This is a genomic window from Anabaena sp. UHCC 0451, from assembly GCF_034931405.1.
In the GTDB taxonomy this organism is placed as follows: Bacteria; Cyanobacteriota; Cyanobacteriia; order Cyanobacteriales; family Nostocaceae; genus RDYJ01.
Window position 1 is genome coordinate 44,614 of record NZ_JAYGHA010000028.1, and the last position, 19,131, is coordinate 63,744.

The window sequence follows — 19,131 nt, forward strand, 5'->3', positions numbered from 1 at the left end:
CCCAATACTGAAGTCCGAATGCTTCGCCCCTACGACTCCTGCTTCCTTTATTTTTTCAAAGTCGCTGCAACCTGGGGATCTAAAACGATGCGTGAACCTGTACGATCTACATGATAAGTCCAAAATTGATTGTTAACACTGAGAACCACTTCCCAACCATCAATAGGATCATATTGCTGAGTACAGATTTCACCAAAATTAAATGCACAGGAATTACTAAAAGTTTTCTGAACAGTACGAGTAATTTTGATAGCGGTAGTTTGCAAACGAGAACGTTGATAAGCATCAGTCAAAACTTTTTCAGCGATCTTTTCTGGTAATTTAGAACCCTCAGTAGCCTTAATTTTCGGATCAAGAACAATTTGCGAACCAGACTTATTGACATGATAAGTCCAAGATTCTTCTTTCACCTTCACAACCACTTCCCAACCTTCAACAGGATCATACTGTTGAGTACAGACTTCACCAAAATTGAACACACAAGCATTACTAAATATTTTTGATGTAGAACGAGAAATTTTTAGAGAATTCCTGAGTACACCAGCACGCTTAGTAGCATCATTCAAAACTTTATTAGCAATATTTTTTGGCAGTTTAGAAGCATTAAAAAAATTCAGGTTCGGTTCAATGACAATTTGCGAAGCTTGACTGACATGATAAGTCCAAGATTGATCTTTAACCTTCACAACCACTTCCCAACCCTGAATAGGTCTAAATTCTTTAGTGCAAACTTCCTTAAACTCAAAAATACAGCGGTTGCTAAAAGTTGTAGGAGTGACTTTAGAAATTTTCAAATCAGGTATTTTCACACCAGAACGAACAGAAACATCTCTTAGCAAAGCCGCAGAAATATCTCTAGGTAAAGTATTTTGGGCTATTTGTGTTTGTGCTTGGCTAGGAATAGCCACAGATGTATTATTATTACTGACATCAACTGCACAAGCCAGCAGACTACTCAAAGCCAAAGTTAAAACAATTGATTTCGATAATTGACCGTTATTCTTGAGATGAGAAAGTAACATAATGTGTTTTCTACCTAATTATTGAAAAGATATATAGCGATCCTATTTGAGTTGAGAACTTATTGGTGAGGGAAGGGAACAGGGAACTGAAAGTGTTCATGAATCATTTAGGATTGCTATACAAAGTTATTTACTATTTTTAGTTTAATTTTGTTCCCCATATTCCAACCCAGTGCTGTTAACATTTTTTCTTCTCTCTGTGTACTCTGTGCCTCTGTGGTTCGTTAAAACAGGACTTACGCAACTGGCACATTGGTAGGGTGCGTCAGACTGCATAAATCCTGCAAATAAACAGATTATTGATATCTGACGCACCCTACAACAAATTTTTGGTGTGACACTTGCGTAAATTCTAAAAAATTTTTATCTTCATCCAGTTAATACAGATGAATTCATCACATTTTCAAAAAACTGTCGTTTTAAAGCCGCAAACACCGGACAAGGGGCTGAAGCTTGCAAATTATGCGGTTTACTCCATGTAAAGGGTGCTTGTTGTGCCGCAGACATCCATAATAACTTTTTAGCCCTGGTCATGGCAACATAAAGTAAACGGTATTCTTCCGCCATTTTCAGATATTTTGCATCTTCCCAAGCTTGGCTAATATTGGGTATATTTTCTTCTTTGTGATGAAGTGCAGCACGAATTTGGGCACGTGCTACTTCTGATAAAGTAAAATCTCCTAAAAATTGACATTGGGGAGGAATCCAAAATTTACCAGGAATTAAATTTTCATGTAAAAAAGGCAGAAAAACATAATCCCAATCTAACCCTTTGGCTTTGTGCATGGTGATAATTGTTAGTTGACCTTTTTTGGTATATTGTTCTTCTAAGTTGTCAATATCGACTGGTTCAAACCGTTCAGAATTAACAATTTCACTTAAAGCCGATAACATTGTACTCCTTGAGTTGTTACCAAAAATTTGCAGGTTGACCCGTTCTGCAAGTTTGTCTGCTGTGGCTAATTCTGCTTGGTCATAATTTAAGGTTAAGGCTAAAAAAGAAATAATTTGATATAGGGGTAATTCTAACCGAGCGTGAAGCAAACTTCGACATAAATGAGCAGCTTTTTGTACTGTCTCTGTTTGGGGAGTTGCTAATGGTCCAGGATATAAAAATTCTTCTGGTAAACTAGCGAGTGTGTTAATATCTTGGGTGGGAATTAATTGACGTTGTACGAGAACATCGAGAGTAGCTTTTAATTTTTCGGGAGAATGGGGGCGATCGCAAAATTGCAATAATGATAAAATTTCTTGGGGAACATGAGAACGTCTTTCTCTTTCTCCCACATCATAAAGTTTAATATTATGTTCTTTACATATCGGTTCTAAGGCTTCTGCTAACCATCTACCTTGACGATTTTCTCGCACCAATACAGCAGCACAGGATTGGGAATTGTGCTTAAATAACTCTACAACTCTCTGGGAAAGTAACTCAACTGTCTGATGAATATCACGAGGACTATATAATTCTAACCCTTTTCCCACTGGTGCAGGATTTGCATCTGGTTGAGGATCATCAAAATTAACATCTGCAATTTTTTGCTCTAAAAATGGTGTTTGTTTCTTGCTATTTGTTGTTGACCATTGACTATTTACCCATTGCAAAGCAAAGTTAGCAGCATCAATAATAATCCGGCTACTGCGTCCAGCTTGATTCATTGTTGCTAGTCGTTCATCAACATCGCACTTTTGACAAAAGTCACGAAAATAAATCGGATCAGCAGGAGTAAAAGTTGAGTTAATCGCTTGGTTAGGATCACCAACTCTGACTAAGTTAAGTATTGATTGATCTGAATTATTTCCGTCTCCCTCACTAGCTAATATTTCTAAAAGTTGCGTTTGTAGTTGGCTAGAATCTTGGGCTTCATCTTCAAAAACGGCGAAAATTTTGTTTTTTTCAATCCGTAGGGCGCTATCGTTTTCTAATACCCGCAATGCGGCTAAAATCATATCATCGTAGTCAATAAAATCCTGCAATTGCATTAATTTTTGATATTCTTCATACAATCCTGCCGCGACACGTAAAATTTGATATGGGTCTTTGCTTTTTTCACTCCATTGATAAAGTTTTTCTGGTAATATTCCCGAACTTTTAGCTTCATGAATCACGGTATAAGCCAAATCTGGTAATACTTCAGTTCGCAGCACTGACTGACGACGCAACTTTTCTGTTTCTTCTCCGTCAAATTGTTGACCTTCTAACAAACGGCGATAAATTCCGGGATGGTTATTTATCCATTTTTCTACCGCTATCCGAATGAAACGATGACTTTGGTTAGGAGTAATTAATGTGACATTTTCTAACTGCAAACCCGATAAATCAGGATGACGACTGGCTATATTTAAGGCTAAACCGTGCAGGGTGTAAACAACAAAACCAGTTTGTGGTAAGGATAATTCTTTTAACTTGGTGCGGATTTTGAATTTCAGGTTTGCAGCAGCGGAACGGGTAAATGTGACAACTACCAACTGACGGCGATAACTCTTACCTGTGGAAATAGAACGCTGATATTGACGCGCTATAGCTATGGCCGCCGCCGCCGCCATTCCCGTAGATTTACCCGCACCAGGAACAGCAGATACAGCCAATGGTCCGGTTTTCCAGTCAGCCATTTGCTTTTGTCCAGGTCGCAATTGATCCCGAATTTCGTCAATCTTTTCCCCTAACCTAGTCACAGATGATGGTTGAATCTCTCCTGATCCCAGGATTTCTTGAGGATATATATCTGTAAACTTATCTTCTGACATATTAAAATTTAGACTTTTTTGTTGTTTATAAGGGAGAAATTAAAAAGATTGATTTACTATTTATGTGCCTTTATTTATATTTCCGCAGATGCCATTCCCAAAATTAATATAAATTGCCAATAACTACAGAATGATTAACCGTAAACTTTATCTACATTATCTGGGTTTAATTTGTGCTATGGCACTGGGAGCTATTTTGCGGTTTTGCTATTTGGACTTAAAACTCCTGTGGTTAGATGAAATCATTACCGCTATTTTTAGTTTGGGTAAGAATTATCTTGATTTACCTTTAGATGTCGTCTTTCCTCTCCATCAGCTACAGAAAATTTTTACTTTGAAATCTGGGGTTAGTTGCTCAGAAATTGCAGAAAATTTGGCTAATTATTCCACTCACCCACCGCTATTTTTTTGCGGAATGTACCATTGGTTGGGTTGGTTACATTCGCTGGATATACGATGGGTGACAAAATTGCGATCGCTCCCGGCTTTATTTGGTGTAGCTACAATTATAGCTATTTATGGTGTTAATAGTATTGCCTTTTCTCCCACATCGGGAATTATGGCAGCATTGTTTATGGCTTTATCCCCCTTTGCTGTTTACCTCTCTCAAGAAGCAAGGCACTATACTTTACCTATGCTATTAATTAGCTTATCATTATTTTTACTTATCCAAATTCAACAAGATATCTTGGCAGGGAAAAGTTCTAGATTTTGGATCTGGCTATCTTATACGATTATTAATAGTTTTGTCTACAAATCTTCTGATTTATCTACTCTTAGTAACAAGATTCCTCAAGTTTCTACATCTCATATATCTCAGTTGAATTTATGGTTTGTCGGCTCAAGTATGAGAAAACAAGATTTTGCACCACAGTTAGCACTCACTCATCAAATCATTTGTAATCTAGATCCTAACCATCACCATCGGATCGGATCATATCCCTATCAATTTTATCGCTGTGATAATAGGAAATAGGGTAAGTATTCAGCTATAGCAATCGGTCATATCCAGATCCCCGACTTCACCCGATCAATTTATCATTTATGGACATAATAAATAAAAGAAGTCGGGGATCTTATCGCCTTACCTGAATTTTTACGAAATAGGAGTCAGGAGTTTTTTAATAATTTCTTCCCAGTCCCCAATCCCCAATCCCCAATTACCAATTACCAAAAATTATTCATCAATCTGCCAAGAATCCTTGTTAAATTCTTCATCGAGAACTTTCTTAGGACGTAAAATGATGATAATTTTTCCTAACAAAGTATTTTCTGGTGCGATGTCAAACCACTGAAAATCAACTTCTCCAGAATTATCAAAGGCAAAGTAACTAGACGTATCCCAATCTCTTTGAGCGCGATCTATCACGATTAAAATTGGTTCTATGTACGTTTGCGTGGGGCTAGGGAAAATATCGCTACTAGCAACAATTACGACCGGATCTTCCGCAGCCCGTAATATTTGCCAACCTGGTAAGGCTACCCAAACTTGTTCACCAGTATATTTAACCATGCGAAATGGTCCAACTTCTGTAATTATGGGTACAGCTTTGACATCTTGTGGTGTTAATGGTAATTCACCCACTACAGGTACAATTCGCGGTAATTCTTCATCTGACTCTAGACGGAAAAAAGGCAGAATTGGGGCAGGACGTTGGGGAACTACGGTAAAATCAGTTAATAGTTGTTCGATTTGTTTCCTAGCTGTGGGGGAGTGAACAAAGCGTAACCCCTTGGCAATTAAGCGCGATCGCTCTTGTAAATCTGAATTTTGTCTAGCTAGTTTCCAAGCTTGATAAGCGACTGCATCCCCTGGATGTTGCACAAAACCTTGTGGTGGAATAGAAAAGCGAGAAAAATCTTTAATTGCTTTAGCGATCTCTCGCGCTTCGTCTACATCGAGTTTATGGATAAAAATCAGATCAGCGGCGGCGGCGCGGTCTTCTTGAGTCAGTAACCGCAGTTCATAGAGAATATCACTAGCTCTTGTACCGTAGTATGCCCGTGTTGCTTCGGATGCGCCAAACTTTTCTAAAGCACTGTAAACTTGAGAGCCAACAATCACTTGATTTTGTTGAATTGGCTCAAATCCAGTGGCTTCAAAGATTTCTTGGGGATTATAACCGTTTTTTTGTAGATAGGCGATCGCCACTCCCCATTCCACCCAGTTACCTTGTTTTTGTCTTAGTTTGACTAATAATTCTTGTGCTGTATCATTAGCAGCATTGTCAGTATCTTGAGTATTGGATGTTAGTTCAGTCATAATTCTGAAGTACAAGCTTCAATTTAAAATATGTTACAGCTTCATCTGAGCAGTAAATCTCATTCTAATCTCGAAGTGCCTGTACAAAAATATTTGTGTTAAGTCACTGACGACCAGGATGCTCAAATCAGCCTTGAATGGAATATAACAAAATTCTCAAAAACATATAAAGAAACTTATGGATAACCCCAATCTCGAAATTGATCAAGTGCGATCTCAATTGAGTAGCCGAGAACGTCCAAACAAACTCAAAATTCTGGTAGTTGATGATGAACCAGATAATTTGGATCTACTTTATCGCACCTTTCGCCGTGATTTTAACGTCCTCAAAGCTGAAAGTGGTGTCAATGCTCTGGAATTGTTGGCACAAGAAGGGGAAGTAGCAGTAATTATCTCCGATCAACGGATGCCAGAAATGAAGGGAACTGAATTTCTGAGCAGGACTTTACCACAATTTCCCGATACAGTCAGAATTATCCTCACCGGATTTACTGATATTGAAGACTTGGTAGAAGCCATTAATTCCGGTCAAGTTTTTAAGTACATCACCAAACCTTGGGACTCTGGAGAACTCAAGGAGGTGGTGCAAAGAGCCGCTGCAACCTATGATTTGCTCAAACAGCGAACAGAAGAACTACGTCGCGCTAATGCCCAAATGCAGCTTTTGACTGTTTTGGTAGAAGTAACTCAAGCTGCTTCTAGCTTAGAGGAAATTCTAGCTCCCATTGCTAAAGCCTTTAGTGAAACTTTTGCTGCTGATGGCTGTATTGTCCAAATGATGACAGAAAATGCGCTGCTTGGTACTCAGGGGGTTTACAGTAAAACTGGTGTGGTTGAAAATTGGCTCTCCCAAGATCCACTCTTCAAAACAGCGATCGCCACTGGTGAAATCCAATCTTCTTTAAATATACCTAAAGACCCTAATCTTAATAATCTTACTCATTACCAAGCTGCTGGAGTCCAAGCACATTTAATTATCCCGATTATTTATCGACAGCAAATGTTAGGGGTATTATCGCTCCAGTGGCAACAACCTTGTACTTTAAGAGCAGATGAACTTAACCTTATTCATCTGTCAGTGCAGTTAGTAGCGATCGCTCTTTTCAGTAATTGCAGCAGGTGAAGGGGAACTGGGAACTGGGGACTGGGGACTGGGGACTGCTTACTGGTTACTGGTGACAGCATCAAAAGTCTTTTATCAATCTAAAATCTAAAATCTAAAATCTAAAATCTAAAATCGGATGACCAACTACCAAGCACCCATCAACAACGAAATTCGTAGTATTTTTGACCGGATAGCCCCAGTGTATGACCAATTAAACGATTGGTTAAGTTTGGGACAACACCGGATCTGGAAAGAAATGACAGTCAAATGGAGTGCAGCTAAACCAGGAGATACCTGTTTAGATTTATGCTGCGGTAGTGGTGATTTAACTTTTCAATTAGCGCGACGTGTGGGAGTGACGGGAAAGGTTTATGGTGTAGACTTTTCCTGCAACTTACTCGCAACCGCCAAAGAACGCTGCCAAAAATATTACCCCCAACCTCCCATCACTTGGATAGAAGCTGATGTCCTCAATTTACCCTTTGAAGACGATCAATTTGATGCCATCACCATGGGCTATGGTTTAAGAAATGTTAAAGATATTCCTCGCAGTCTCCAAGAAATTTATCGTGTCCTCAAGCCAGGAGCAAAAGCGGCAATTTTAGACTTTCATCGCCCTAGTAATGCCATACTCCGCACTTTTCAGCAGTGGTATTTGGATAATCTTGTTGTTCCCCTAGCCACTAATTTAGGTGTGAAAGAAGAATACGCTTATATCAGTCCCAGTTTAGACCGCTTCCCCATCGGTCAAAAACAAGTAGAATTATCACAAAAAGCTGGTTTTGTCAATGCCACCCATTACCCCATTTCTAACGATATGATGGGAGTGCTAGTAGTAATTAGGTGATTGGTATTTGGAGGCAAGAGGCAAAAGGCAAAAGGCAAGAAGTGGAAGGTTAATTCCTCCAGTCCCCAGTCCCCAATCCCCAATCCCCAGTCCCCAGTCCCCAGTCCCTAGTCCTTTGTCCTCATTCCCTAATCCAAAATCCTGTGGATTGGTCTCATCTTTGGCTTTATGTATCACCACCAATCCTGGGTGGAATTATCGGCTATTTCACCAATGATATAGCCATAAAAATGTTATTTCGCCCTTACCGAGCTATCTATATTTGGGGGCGAAGAATGCCTTTTACTCCTGGCTTGATTCCCCGCAATCAGGAACGATTGGCAAAAAATATCTCTAACACTATTATGGGTTCGCTGTTAACGCCAGAAGAATTACAAAAGCTGGCCAAGCGACTCTTAGAAACTGAACGGGTACAAGGTGCAATCCTCTGGTTATTGAAGATGGCGCTTGAACAAATCCAAGGCGATAAAAACCAGAAAAGTGCCAACATTGTGGCAGGAATTTTACGGGATTTGTTGGGAGAGTCTTTACCGCGTCTTCTGAAAGTTTTAGCACGACAGGAAAATTTTTTAGAAGCGCAAATCAACCAAATTTTTGACCAAATATTACTGGAATTTCAACTAACTGATGAACAATCTACAAGGTTAGCTGATTGGTTGTTACAAGCGGTTTTACCACCTGATGTTTTAAGACAGGCCTTAGTCGATTTTTTGACAGATCGTACTATTCAAACTATTGATGACAGCTTTCGTGAAAAAACCAGTGGTACTTATTGGGTAGTCGCTAATTTATTTGGTTTACGTAATACTCTGACTCGGTTAAGGACTTTTTGTTTGGATGAAAAAGAGGCTACTAATAAACGCTTGCAAGAATTAACACAGGATTTGCAAATGCGCGATCGCCTCAAAAAATTATTACAAGATTTATCTTTACAAAATTTACCTGTTGGTACAGTTCGCCAACTCAGAAAAACCACTAGGGAGAGTGTACGTCATTACCTGCAAAAGAGTGGCAGCAATTTGTTACAGGAATTAACGGAATCAGCAGACTGGGAAAATATTTCTGTCTTGTTGCTGAACCGTTTACGAAATTCACCAGTTGTCAATAGTTCTTTAGAAGTAGTTTCTCAAGAGTTAGCTTTAATTTTAGAAAGGTATTTAGAAAGAGATTTAGAAGTAATTGTTGCCCAGATAATTCCTATTTTATCCATAGATCAAGTTATTGTTGAACGAGTAAAATCAACTTCACCAGCTGATTTAGAGGCAGCAATTGAAGGAATTGTTAAAAACGAATTACAGGCAATTGTGACTTTAGGCGGTATTTTAGGTTTTGTGGTCGGGTTATTTCAGATAGGATTTTTAGTTTTGAGCCGATATTAAGAAATAGGTATTAAGTAGGTTGGCGTTAAAAATTGTCGTTGGGGCAAGGGAACAGGGAACAGGGAACAGGGAACAGGAAGAGAGTTTTGGGTGATTTTACTGGCTCTTCACATACCTTTAAATTTTTATGTTCACATACTTATTTATAAATCACCTATGTGAATAATTGATTTTATTTATAACTATATCGATTGTGAAAAAATTTTGAGTCGGGGATGTAGACACCCCGTACTCAGAGGATCGAATAGGTAGAATTTACAGCTTTATAGCCAGAGTAAACAAAAGTCACTCAAAATAGCTATAAAGCCGATATCTATCCTGATGGAGACAAGATTTCGGAGAAGTTCTCAAAGGATAAGTTAAGCGTAATTTAGCCAAATTTGCGATAAATTACCAATCTGAATTTAGTAGTGCTGATTTACGTTGCGGTAAACCAGCATTAATTAAACTAATTCAATCCTTATCCTCAGAGTTTCGCTGAGTTCTTTATTAAGTTGTTAACCGATGAAGGGGATCTAGTTTTAGCCCCCTTCGCTTTTTCTGAAAGAACGGGTTTTGTTGATGTAACTCAACAAACCACTACGGATCTTGGGAACTGAATGGGGTTGATTGAAAGAGATGTTGCTATCGATTTAGCTAAGAATCAATACTTGATTAGTCCTGGTTTTGCTCTTGTCTTGAGTACAGTCAATGATGCTGCACTTGAGACTTTAGAGTTGAGACTTTTCAAGACAGACTCTATATCTCGCCATCCACTTGCATTTTATGCACTTGATCAGCTAATTCTTGACGACCTTGATCGTCTAGCTTATCAATTGCCAACATCCCCATGAGAATAACCTCTTTCAAGGTCAAGCGTGTAGAATGTGCCTGTTTTTGCACAGTCTCTTTAATGATTGGACTTACACCAATTGCGGTACTAGCTCTTGCCACGGAAATAAGAGGAAACATTAACGACTTCGCATAAATCTTAGCACTTTAAACGACGTTATTGTATATAGAATAAAATTTAACAATATTTTTCTTTAGTTTATTTTTATACAAATATCCGCCAAATAACATTCTGATGGGGGATATTGATACAGCGTAAGGAAAGTAAAATTTTCCTGAATTCAGCTAGATATGGCTGTCATAAGGAAAAGCAGTGAGTACTTACAAGGAAAGAAAAACGATGAAGGAACCTTATCTGTTGGCAGCAAGCTTGTTAACAGGATTGACAGTACCAACATCGGCTCTCCCAAAGATGTCGAGTCTCCCACCAGTAAATACTGGATTTCTGGAGGATTTAAATCTACGTTCACAGTTATCGGTCAGTGAAAAAGCTACCCCTAAAGTTGACATTTCTTTGCCAGAATTCAGTAGTCAAGCTATATCACAACCAGGAAGTTCACAGTTACCTATAGTCCAGAAAAGTAACTCTTTGGCGGAATTCAGCAGTCAATCTGTATCCGCCTTGGAAAATTCCTCAGTACAAGTTAAAAAAAGTCCTGCCAATGTTGACATCTTGTTAGCAGAATTCACAAACTACGTTTTGCCAACATCTAGAAAAACAGCAGTAAACTTCAATTCCCAAAAAACTAAGAAAACTCCAGTCTCTGGCAGCCAACTGTACTATCTCAGATTAGCATCTCTGAGAATTGGTCAAATTTACACCCGTGTAGATGATGAAGATATACAATCATCATGGAAGTCAGTTAAAAACCAGAAACTCAGTTATGAACAATGGAAAAGCTTATTAGCTATGGAAGCTAGAGCGATTTCCCAAGGCCAAGGTGCAAATCGGTTGAGTATTTTGGTGGGTGATTCTTTGAGTATGTGGTTTCCTAAAGAAAACCTACCTTCTGGTAAATTGTGGCTGAATCAAGGAATATCAGGAGATAGTTCTACAGGTGTTTTGAGAAGATTATCAGCATTTTCGACGACAAGGCCAGAAGTAATTTATCTGATGATTGGGATTAATGACTTACTCAAGGGTGCTAGTGACCAGACAATTTTACTGAATCATCGCCGAATTATTCGCAACTTACGCCAAACTCACCCAAAAAGTCAGATTATGGTGCAATCTATTTTGCCTATTCGCCACACGAAAATTGCTAACAGTCGTATTCGCCATATCAATGCCCAAATTGCCTTGATTGCTAGACAAGAAGGTGCTAATTATCTGAATATCTACAATTGGTTTACTGATTTTGACGGTAGTTTACGTTCGGATTTAACAACAGATGGCATCCATTTATCACCAGCAGGATATTCTGTATGGCAAGCCGCTCTACAACAAACAGAATATATAGTAGCTCAACGGCTGTGAGGCAGGTGGTAGGTGACAGGTGACAGGTGACAGCAAGAAGAGAATCGTAGTCAACAAATTGTGAATTTTATCTGGCTGCAATTTGCTGTAAAACTTGATTTAATTTACCACTGCGATAACCTTCTAAATCTAAGGTGACGTAGATAAATCCTAAGTTTTGAAATGCACTTACAATATTTGGTAAGTCTGTCTTGAAGACAAAATCTGCAATTTTTTCTGGTGGTAATTCAATTCTGGCTGTGTCTCCTTCGGAACGAACTCGCAAGTTATCCCAACCCAAATTTCTTAAATAAATTTCGGCTCTACCAACTCGCTGTAATTTGGCGATGGTGATTTCTTCACCGTAGGGAAAACGAGAGCTTAAACAGGGTTGGGCGGGTTTATCCCACCAAGGTAAACCGAGTTGTTGGGAAAGTTGACGGACTTCGGCTTTGGTGACACCAATTTCTGCTAAGGGCGATCGCGCACCTCTTTCTTTTGCTGCTTGTATTCCGGGGCGATAATCATGCAAATCATCGGCGTTTACCCCATCTACTACATAAGGATATCCTAACTCTAATGCCAGGGGTTTGAGTGTGTCGTGCAATTCACTTTTGCAAAAATAGCAACGGTTCACAGGGTTAGATGTGTAGTTGGGATTTTCCATTTCGTGAGTTTGGACGATTTTATGGGCTATCCCCATAGTTGCTGCTTGTGCTGTCGCGTCTGCTAATTCTTCTGGTAGTAGGGAAGGAGAAACGGCTGTTATAGCTAAAGCGCGATCGCCTAATACATCTAATGCAATCTTAGCAACTAATGTACTGTCAACGCCCCCAGAATAGGCTATCAAAGCCTGTCCCATTTCGGCAAATAAGGCTTGTAATTGCTCTAGTTTTTCTGTTAATGTCATTTTCCCTCAAAACCCCATAAAACTTGACTAATCCTATTGTAGTCATGGAGATCCTGATCATCACAAATGGTCTAGCTTGGGAACATTGAGTTTAATACCAAAAACTACTTTGATCTCGTTATTTCATCCCAAAAAGTACGAGGATTGATAACAGGAATATTTTCAATTGGATGTAAGATTAGCAAATCAGCATCTTCAGTAATGAGATGTGAAGCATCACCATTTAAAGCCAATTCGATAAATTTATCATCTTTGGGATCTCGACATAATGTTACCTGGTTTACAATTTCCACGGGAAACCATGTATTTTTAATACGGAAAGATAACCCATCAATGTCATCAGCATCAATATATTTAGCAAATTTTGAGCGCCCCAGAACAGACAAAAGTTCTGTTAAAGTGGCGGCCGAATATAAAATAATTCCATTGTCTTCTCCCCAGTTTAAAACCTGTGCCGAAACAGAATTAGGAGACAGAACAGCACTCACTAAAACGTTAGTATCAAGAACTAGACGCATAAAACTATTGATCGTTAATTAAAAGCTCATTTAACTTGTCTTCCGTTAAACCGCGTTCTTGAGCTTTACGTCCGATACTTTCTCTAAATTGTTGAAATTCTTGAATATTAATCCGAGTTATGCGTTGATAATCTTCAATAGACATAATAACCGCAACATCACGATTTTGCTGACGTATAGTTACAGGTTCACGTTGCACTTTATCAATGACTGCGGCAAAAGATTGATTTACTTCTGTATCTGAAACAAATTGCATAATTTCACCTCATTTGTTTTTATTGTAGATCAATTTTTCATGACATCTTCTCTGTATCAGTATCTTAAGAGAAGAAAATCAACAGATGCGAGATGAAAACAACAGACTCAAAGGAGAACAGGGGAAACCAGACATAAAACCCTCCAAAAAAGGCAATACTTGCAAACACTCATCAGAGAAAGAAAGACAAACGCCAAAAAAGCACAGCAAAAGCAGCAAAAAAGCCAGCATCAAAATAGATAGAAAAGAAATAAAGGTTATGGTAAACAAACGCATTCCTATTTTTGATCAAGTTTACCCTACCTAACCTCAGAGCGATCGCTAGTTTTTCTAGTTTATTAAAATTTGCTTTATTTATAATCGCACACCTAGTTAAATCCTGAAAATCCTTAAATCCTGTCAATCCTGATTCTGACAATTAACTATACTTTGCTACCATACTACCTAAAAGTTGCAAATCTATCGGTTTAGAAATATAGTCATTAACACCAACAGCTAAACAAGTTTCTCTATCTCCTTTCATCGCCATTGCTGTTTGGATAATTATGGGAATATTCTGATATTGGGGATGTTTTCGCAATTGTTCCACCAATCTCAAACCGTTAATATCTGGCAGATTCACATCCATTAAAATTACTGCTGTTTCCATTTGGGGCAGAGTTCTCCACATTTCTTGAGCATTGTTGACGCAAGTTATTCGATAACCCAATCTAGTTAGATAAATTCGCATTAATTCAGAATTAGCCAAATCATCTTCTACTAACAAAATTGTTCGTGAGGAATCGAGGGGAATGTTAGCTGAAGATAGAGAGCTAGAATAATTATTTATCTGTTGACTAAATTCTAAATCTTTTTGTGCTTTTATTTCTATGGCTTCCAAGACTTTTCCTGTTGGTTTGAGAGGCAGAAAGATTGTAAAACACGAACCTTGATTGACTTCTGATTCTAACTCTAAATAACCACCATGAATTTGCACAAGTTGCTGTGTTACCATCAACCCCAAACCTGTACCTTCATTGTTTCTAGAACCGGAATTTATAATTTGACTATAGGGACGAAATAGTAAAGATTGGTTTTCTTTGGAGATACCAATTCCAGTATCCCAAACTGCAAAACGTAAATATAAATTTTCTGTAGTTACCCGTAACCCAACACTACCTGAATTTGTAAATTTGACAGCATTAAATAGTAGATTCAATAGCATTTGCTTGAGTCGCAAAGGATCAGCTAATAGATTTGTGACATCATCGTTTATTTCTAAACGCAACTTCAGTCCCTTGTTGGCCGCTTTCTCTTTGACTAAAGCTAAAACATTGCGACACAATGTGGGCAGATCGATTATTTCCCATTGTACTTCTAGCTGGTTGGCTTCAATTTTGGAAAGATCCAAAATATCATTAATTAAGTCTAGTAAATGCTTACCACTAGATTGAATAATGTGTAAATATTCTTGGTGGCGTTGTTTATCTGGTTCATAACCTTGAGCTAAAAGTAGATGAGTAAAGCCAATTATAGAACTTAGAGGAGTGCGGATTTCGTGACTAGTATTAGCTAGAAACTGGTTTTTCAGTTGATTGGTGCGTTCTAGTTCTTGATTAAAGTTAGCTAATTGTTGATATTGTTGTTGACAAAATTGGATTTGCCTGAGTTGTGCTAAGACTGTATGACAATACTGAATTGTTCTTTGGATGAATTGCGATCGCAGTGGAGTTAATGATGGTTTAATTGAGACCCCATTAGAGTTAAGATTTGATGTGACAATAATTAGCCATACGGTCACACCACTATTATCATCAGCTAAACGCCAAGCACTCGCAGGATTTTCTTTCTCCATCTGCTGCAAATCTTCTACTTTAATAGCAGCGTGCAGTTTTAACCGCAGCTTTCTCCCTTGTGGAGATATGATTTCTGGAATTGGTGTTTTTATGGTAGCAGAGCTAGAAATATAACAAATCTGACTCTCTATATCTTGTACTTGACATTGAGCAATAGCTACACAACTAGCATTTAAGGCGGTTTGGACTTCGTTGACTACAGTTTGCAAAATTTCTGCTTCTGTCAGTTTTGCCTGTGGCATCATATTAGCAGCCGCAAGCAAAGAATCATTCAGACGATTCTGCAACTGATTCAAGCTGGTTTCCAACCACAAGTTATCCCGTAGTTGCTGGATTGTTTGCAAAAGTTTTGGCGTTACATCTATCTGGGAGTTGTGATCTGGTAAGCTTGAAGACTGCTGCATGGTCAACTAAACAGCCAAAGATACTAACCTTGGCAGGAAAATATGAACTGGATTTTATGTATATTAACGGATAAATCTTTTTTAATTGTAAAACATAACTGGTAGTGTCGATTGTAACGCTTAATTAAACAGTTGTTAAATTAAATTACACATTTATTTTTTCTTCATAGAAACTTTAAACAATGGATGTACAACTAGCTCAATTAATCATTAACGGCATTGCTGTAGGCAGTATTATTGCTCTAGCAGCGGTGGGTTTGACACTCACCTATGGAATTTTACGATTATCTAACTTTGCTCATGGTGATTTTCTTACCTTGGGAGCTTATCTGACTTTGGTAACAAATGCCTTGGGGATAAATATTTGGCTATCCATGATTTTAGCAGCAGTGGGAACAGTAGCGGTAATGTTACTGACAGAAAAATTGCTGTGGTCAAAGATGCGCTCGGTTCGTGCTACTTCTACAACACTAATTATTATCTCCATCGGACTGGCTTTATTTCTCCGCAACGGCATTATTTTTATCTGGGGAGGTAAAAACCAAAACTATAATTTGCCCGTCATCCCTGCTTTAGAATTTGGGGAATTAAGAATACCCCAAAATCAAATATTGGTACTAGGGTTAGCAGTGTTAGCGATTTTGTTCCTTCACTACCTGCTACAAAACACCAAAATCGGTAAAGCCATGCGAGCAGTTGCTGATGATTTAGACTTGGCTAGAGTGTCTGGTATTAACGTTGATAGAGTAATTCTGTGGACTTGGGTAATTGCTGGTACTTTTACTTCTTTGGGGGGCAGTATGTACGGTTTAATTACCGCTGTGCGTCCGAACATGGGCTGGTTTTTAATTTTGCCCTTGTTTGCTTCTGTGATTTTGGGAGGTATTGGCAACCCTTACGGGGCGATCGCCGCTGCTTTTATGATTGGTATTGTCCAAGAAGTTAGCACCCCTTGGCTGGGTTCACAGTACAAACAAGGTGTAGCACTGTTAATCATGATTTTGGTACTGCTTATCCGTCCTAAAGGTTTATTCAAAGGCACGATTTGACAGTTATCAGTTTCATAGAGGTTTGAAAACCGCACTATGCAACTGATAACTGTTTACAGTTTTTCCCTTGTAGGGGCGAAGCATTCGGGTGATAACCTATCGCTGAAACCATTGATATTCTGTCCGAATGCTTCGCCCTTACGATTAATGAATCAGTTTTCTAGTCGATGATGTGGAAGTAATAAGCTGCTACCAAGAAGTTGATAGCCAACAGTAGCAACGCCCAACCAGTACGGAAAGCGTAAGAGGGTTTAGCAGCTTTACCTTTAGAAGTCATAATTTAGTTCTCCTGATTTGATGACTTTTCCACAAATAGCAAACATAAGCGCCAAATTCCCAGAAACTTTAAAAATATTTGTGTGAAGAGTGGGGATTAGGGATTGGGGATTGGGGATTGGGGATTGGATAGAAAGTTATTCTCCTCTGCTCTCTGTCACCTGTCACCTGTCACCTTCCTCCCCAGCGTGGTAAGAACTACGCACCAATGGACCGGAACGAACGTGACTAAATCCCATTTCTTCAGCTATGTTACCCAGTTGATCAAATTCTGCTGGTGTCCAGTATTTTTGTACAGGCAGATGTGCTAAAGAGGGGCGCATATATTGACCGAGTGTTAAGCGATCGCAATTAACAGCCCGCAGATCCCCCATTGTTTCAATTATTTCTGCTTGAGTTTCTCCGTGTCCCAGCATTAAACCTGATTTGGTGGCAATACTAGCATCCATTTCCTTAACTGTTGCCAACACACCTAATGAGCGATCATACTTCGCCCCCCGTCGCACTGGACCAGTTAACCTGCGAACAGTTTCCACATTGTGGTTATAACAAGCCGGTTTAGCATTGACGATCATTGCTATCCGCTGCTTTTGACCAGTTTCACCCACACCAGCACCACCCCAAAAATCTGGTGTCAGGACTTCAATTTGCGTTTCTGGGTTGAATTGGCGAATTGTCTCCATCGTCTTGACAAAATGACTAGCACCCCCATCAGCTAAATCATCACGGGCTACAGAAGTTAGTACCACATAGCGCAATTCTAAAAGCTGTACTGCTTCTGCTACCTTTTGCGGCTCTTCCTGATCTAAAGCCATGGGCGCATGACCTTTATCTACTTGACAAAAAGCGCAAGACCTGGTGCAAGTCGGTCCCATGAGTAAAAAAGTTGCCGTTTTTTGGGCGTAGCATTCCCCCCGATTGGGACAGCGGCCTTCTTCACAAATGGTATGAATTTGACGCTGTTTAATAATACGTTGTACGGTCGAGATTTCACTGGCTTTGCCAATAGAACGGCGTAGCCAGCTAGGCATGGCGGCAATTTCTGATTTGAGTTCGTGTGCAGAAGTCATATAATCCGTTAATTAACCTGAGAAGGTAATATAATACTGATGAAGATAAAGCTACTAATGGCTTATAAACCATTGTTAACAAAGTAAGCAGCAGTTTGACAAAATTACTGGCGATTTTGGCACTTATACCGAAATATACTCTTCCCCAATTTACACAAATCTTGTATATAGTGGGAGAATTCTTAATGTCAATCGGCAAATCAGCTATCTAAACTTATAGTCTCTGGTAGAGTAATCAGTCGTGGCCAACAAAATTCTAGTTATTGATGACACCACAGTTGTCAGGGTAAAAGTACGTGAAATGTTACCTCCGGGCAATTTTGAGGTATTAGAAGCAAAAGACGGTTTAGAAGGATATAATCTCATCCTTCACGAAAAAGTCAGCTTGATCATGTTGGATTTTATTTTACCGAAAATGAGTGGCTGGGAAGTTTTCCAGAAAATTCAAGCTAACTCAGAATTAAAGAAAATTCCTTTGGTGATTATGTCTGGTCGCAAGGAAGAGGTAACGGAAAAAATTCCTGAACCATTTGAATATTTTGAATTTCTCAACAAACCTTTTGACAATAGACAGCTGATTACTGCGATTAAATCAGCTATGGCTAAGGCTGCTAAAAAAGGTAGTCGAGATACTGCAACTCCAGTCGCTGCTGGAAAGACAGAAGCCTTAGCTGCTAATCCTGTGTCTACACAGGGCGAGGGCGCTTCTTCTTCAGAAATTCAGGCTTTGAATGCCAAGATTGTCAAGATGCAAGCTGAAATTGATAGTTTGAAGAAACAGCTGACTCAGGTTGTGACATTTATTAAGCAGAAAATTAAGTAAGTTTTATAGGATATTTTATCCTTGCTACTCAATATACTTCAGTCGATAAAACTAGTTATCGACTCAATACTTGTCGGTTCAGCTTAAAACAATGAAATTATGTAGCGTCGCTTGACAATCAAGACAGTCGCTACGAAAATTCTTAACCGAGCAGTATTGTCCCAGTAGGGGCGAAGCATTTGGGCGATAAATTATCGGTTTTCCCCCATGTAGGGGCGAAGCATTCGGTCGATAAATTATCGGTTTTCCCCCATGTAGGGGCGAAGCATTCGGTCGATAATTTATCGGTTTTCCCCCATGTTCCCCCATGTAGGGGCGAAGCATTCGGTCGATAATTTA

General features: G+C 39.0%; 17 protein-coding genes and 1 pseudogene. 8 read left to right on the top strand and 10 right to left on the bottom strand.

From position 1 onward, the window contains the following. Window positions 1–47: 47 nt before the first annotated feature. Entirely contained in the window at window positions 48–1,022 is a 975-nt protein-coding gene (locus VB694_RS18780) for a hypothetical protein (protein ID WP_323361851.1), read from the bottom strand. Between the two features lie 369 nt (window positions 1,023–1,391). Further along, complete coding sequence (locus VB694_RS18785) at window positions 1,392–3,770, bottom strand: ATP-dependent helicase (RefSeq protein ID WP_323361852.1); 2,379 nt, start codon at window positions 3,768–3,770, stop codon at window positions 1,392–1,394. Between the two features lie 130 nt (window positions 3,771–3,900). Between VB694_RS18785 and VB694_RS18790 the strand changes: the two are divergent. Beyond that, window positions 3,901–4,515 (top strand): annotated as a pseudogene (locus tag VB694_RS18790) (glycosyltransferase family 39 protein); the annotation flags it as partial. Between the two features lie 432 nt (window positions 4,516–4,947). Here the strand turns inward: VB694_RS18790 and VB694_RS18795 are convergent. Next, window positions 4,948–6,033 (bottom strand): RuBisCO accumulation factor 1, encoded by a 1,086-nt coding sequence (locus VB694_RS18795; RefSeq protein ID WP_323361853.1) that lies wholly within the window; start codon window positions 6,031–6,033, stop codon window positions 4,948–4,950. Window positions 6,034–6,211: 178 nt separating this feature from the next. On the opposite strand from VB694_RS18795, the gene VB694_RS18800 reads away from it, so the two are divergent. From VB694_RS18800 to VB694_RS18810, 3 genes are all read left to right on the top strand, one after another. Further along, entirely contained in the window at window positions 6,212–7,156 is a 945-nt protein-coding gene (locus VB694_RS18800; RefSeq protein WP_323361854.1) for a response regulator, read from the top strand. A gap of 139 nt (window positions 7,157–7,295) precedes the next feature. Further along, window positions 7,296–7,985 (top strand): bifunctional demethylmenaquinone methyltransferase/2-methoxy-6-polyprenyl-1,4-benzoquinol methylase UbiE, encoded by a 690-nt coding sequence (gene ubiE / locus VB694_RS18805; protein ID WP_323361882.1) that lies wholly within the window; start codon window positions 7,296–7,298, stop codon window positions 7,983–7,985. A 143-nt stretch (window positions 7,986–8,128) separates the two neighbouring features. Further along, complete coding sequence (locus VB694_RS18810; protein ID WP_323361855.1) at window positions 8,129–9,364, top strand: DUF445 domain-containing protein; 1,236 nt, start codon at window positions 8,129–8,131, stop codon at window positions 9,362–9,364. 738 nt (window positions 9,365–10,102) lie between these two features. Here VB694_RS18810 and VB694_RS18815 read toward each other — a convergent pair. Continuing rightward, window positions 10,103–10,315: a hypothetical protein gene (locus VB694_RS18815; protein ID WP_323361856.1), complete on the bottom strand. Its 213-nt coding sequence runs from the start codon at window positions 10,313–10,315 to the stop codon at window positions 10,103–10,105. Between the two features lie 220 nt (window positions 10,316–10,535). On the opposite strand from VB694_RS18815, the gene VB694_RS18820 reads away from it, so the two are divergent. After that, window positions 10,536–11,672 carry an SGNH/GDSL hydrolase family protein gene (locus VB694_RS18820; RefSeq protein ID WP_323361857.1) on the top strand — a complete coding sequence of 379 codons (1,137 nt, stop codon included), beginning with the start codon at window positions 10,536–10,538 and terminating at the stop codon, window positions 11,670–11,672. A 67-nt stretch (window positions 11,673–11,739) separates the two neighbouring features. On the opposite strand, the gene larE is transcribed toward VB694_RS18820, so the two are convergent. The 3 genes from larE to VB694_RS18835 form a co-directional block, all read right to left on the bottom strand. Next, window positions 11,740–12,561 (bottom strand): ATP-dependent sacrificial sulfur transferase LarE, encoded by an 822-nt coding sequence (gene larE / locus VB694_RS18825; protein ID WP_323361858.1) that lies wholly within the window; start codon window positions 12,559–12,561, stop codon window positions 11,740–11,742. A gap of 104 nt (window positions 12,562–12,665) precedes the next feature. Then, on the bottom strand, window positions 12,666–13,079 hold the full coding sequence (locus VB694_RS18830; RefSeq protein ID WP_323361859.1) for a putative toxin-antitoxin system toxin component, PIN family: 414 nt from the start codon (window positions 13,077–13,079) through the stop codon (window positions 12,666–12,668). Window positions 13,080–13,083: 4 nt separating this feature from the next. Next, window positions 13,084–13,335 carry a type II toxin-antitoxin system Phd/YefM family antitoxin gene (locus tag VB694_RS18835; RefSeq protein ID WP_323361860.1) on the bottom strand — a complete coding sequence of 84 codons (252 nt, stop codon included), beginning with the start codon at window positions 13,333–13,335 and terminating at the stop codon, window positions 13,084–13,086. An 85-nt stretch (window positions 13,336–13,420) separates the two neighbouring features. Between VB694_RS18835 and VB694_RS18840 the strand changes: the two genes are divergently transcribed. Beyond that, window positions 13,421–13,642, top strand: coding sequence for a hypothetical protein (locus VB694_RS18840; RefSeq protein WP_323361861.1), 222 nt, complete (start codon window positions 13,421–13,423; stop codon window positions 13,640–13,642). A gap of 111 nt (window positions 13,643–13,753) precedes the next feature. Here the strand turns inward: VB694_RS18840 and hrmK are convergent, their stop codons facing one another. Then, the gene (gene hrmK, locus VB694_RS18845; protein ID WP_323361862.1) at window positions 13,754–15,574 is read right to left on the bottom strand and encodes a hybrid histidine kinase/response regulator HrmK; all 1,821 of its coding nucleotides are present in this window, start codon (window positions 15,572–15,574) and stop codon (window positions 13,754–13,756) included. Window positions 15,575–15,756: 182 nt separating this feature from the next. Here hrmK and VB694_RS18850 point away from each other — a divergent pair, with 182 nt between their 5' ends. After that, window positions 15,757–16,623, top strand: a complete 867-nt coding sequence (locus VB694_RS18850) for a branched-chain amino acid ABC transporter permease (protein WP_323361863.1) — start codon at window positions 15,757–15,759, stop codon at window positions 16,621–16,623. 160 nt (window positions 16,624–16,783) lie between these two features. Here the strand turns inward: VB694_RS18850 and VB694_RS18855 are convergent, their stop codons facing one another. Together VB694_RS18855 and lipA are read right to left on the bottom strand one after the other, a co-directional pair. After that, window positions 16,784–16,900, bottom strand: coding sequence for a photosystem I protein PsaX (locus tag VB694_RS18855; RefSeq protein WP_323361864.1), 117 nt, complete (start codon window positions 16,898–16,900; stop codon window positions 16,784–16,786). 163 nt (window positions 16,901–17,063) lie between these two features. Next, the gene (gene lipA, locus VB694_RS18860; protein ID WP_323361865.1) at window positions 17,064–17,969 is read right to left on the bottom strand and encodes a lipoyl synthase; all 906 of its coding nucleotides are present in this window, start codon (window positions 17,967–17,969) and stop codon (window positions 17,064–17,066) included. Between the two features lie 241 nt (window positions 17,970–18,210). Here lipA and VB694_RS18865 point away from each other — a divergent pair, with 241 nt between their 5' ends. Next, window positions 18,211–18,792 (top strand): response regulator, encoded by a 582-nt coding sequence (locus VB694_RS18865; RefSeq protein WP_323361866.1) that lies wholly within the window; start codon window positions 18,211–18,213, stop codon window positions 18,790–18,792. Window positions 18,793–19,131 lie beyond the last annotated feature (339 nt).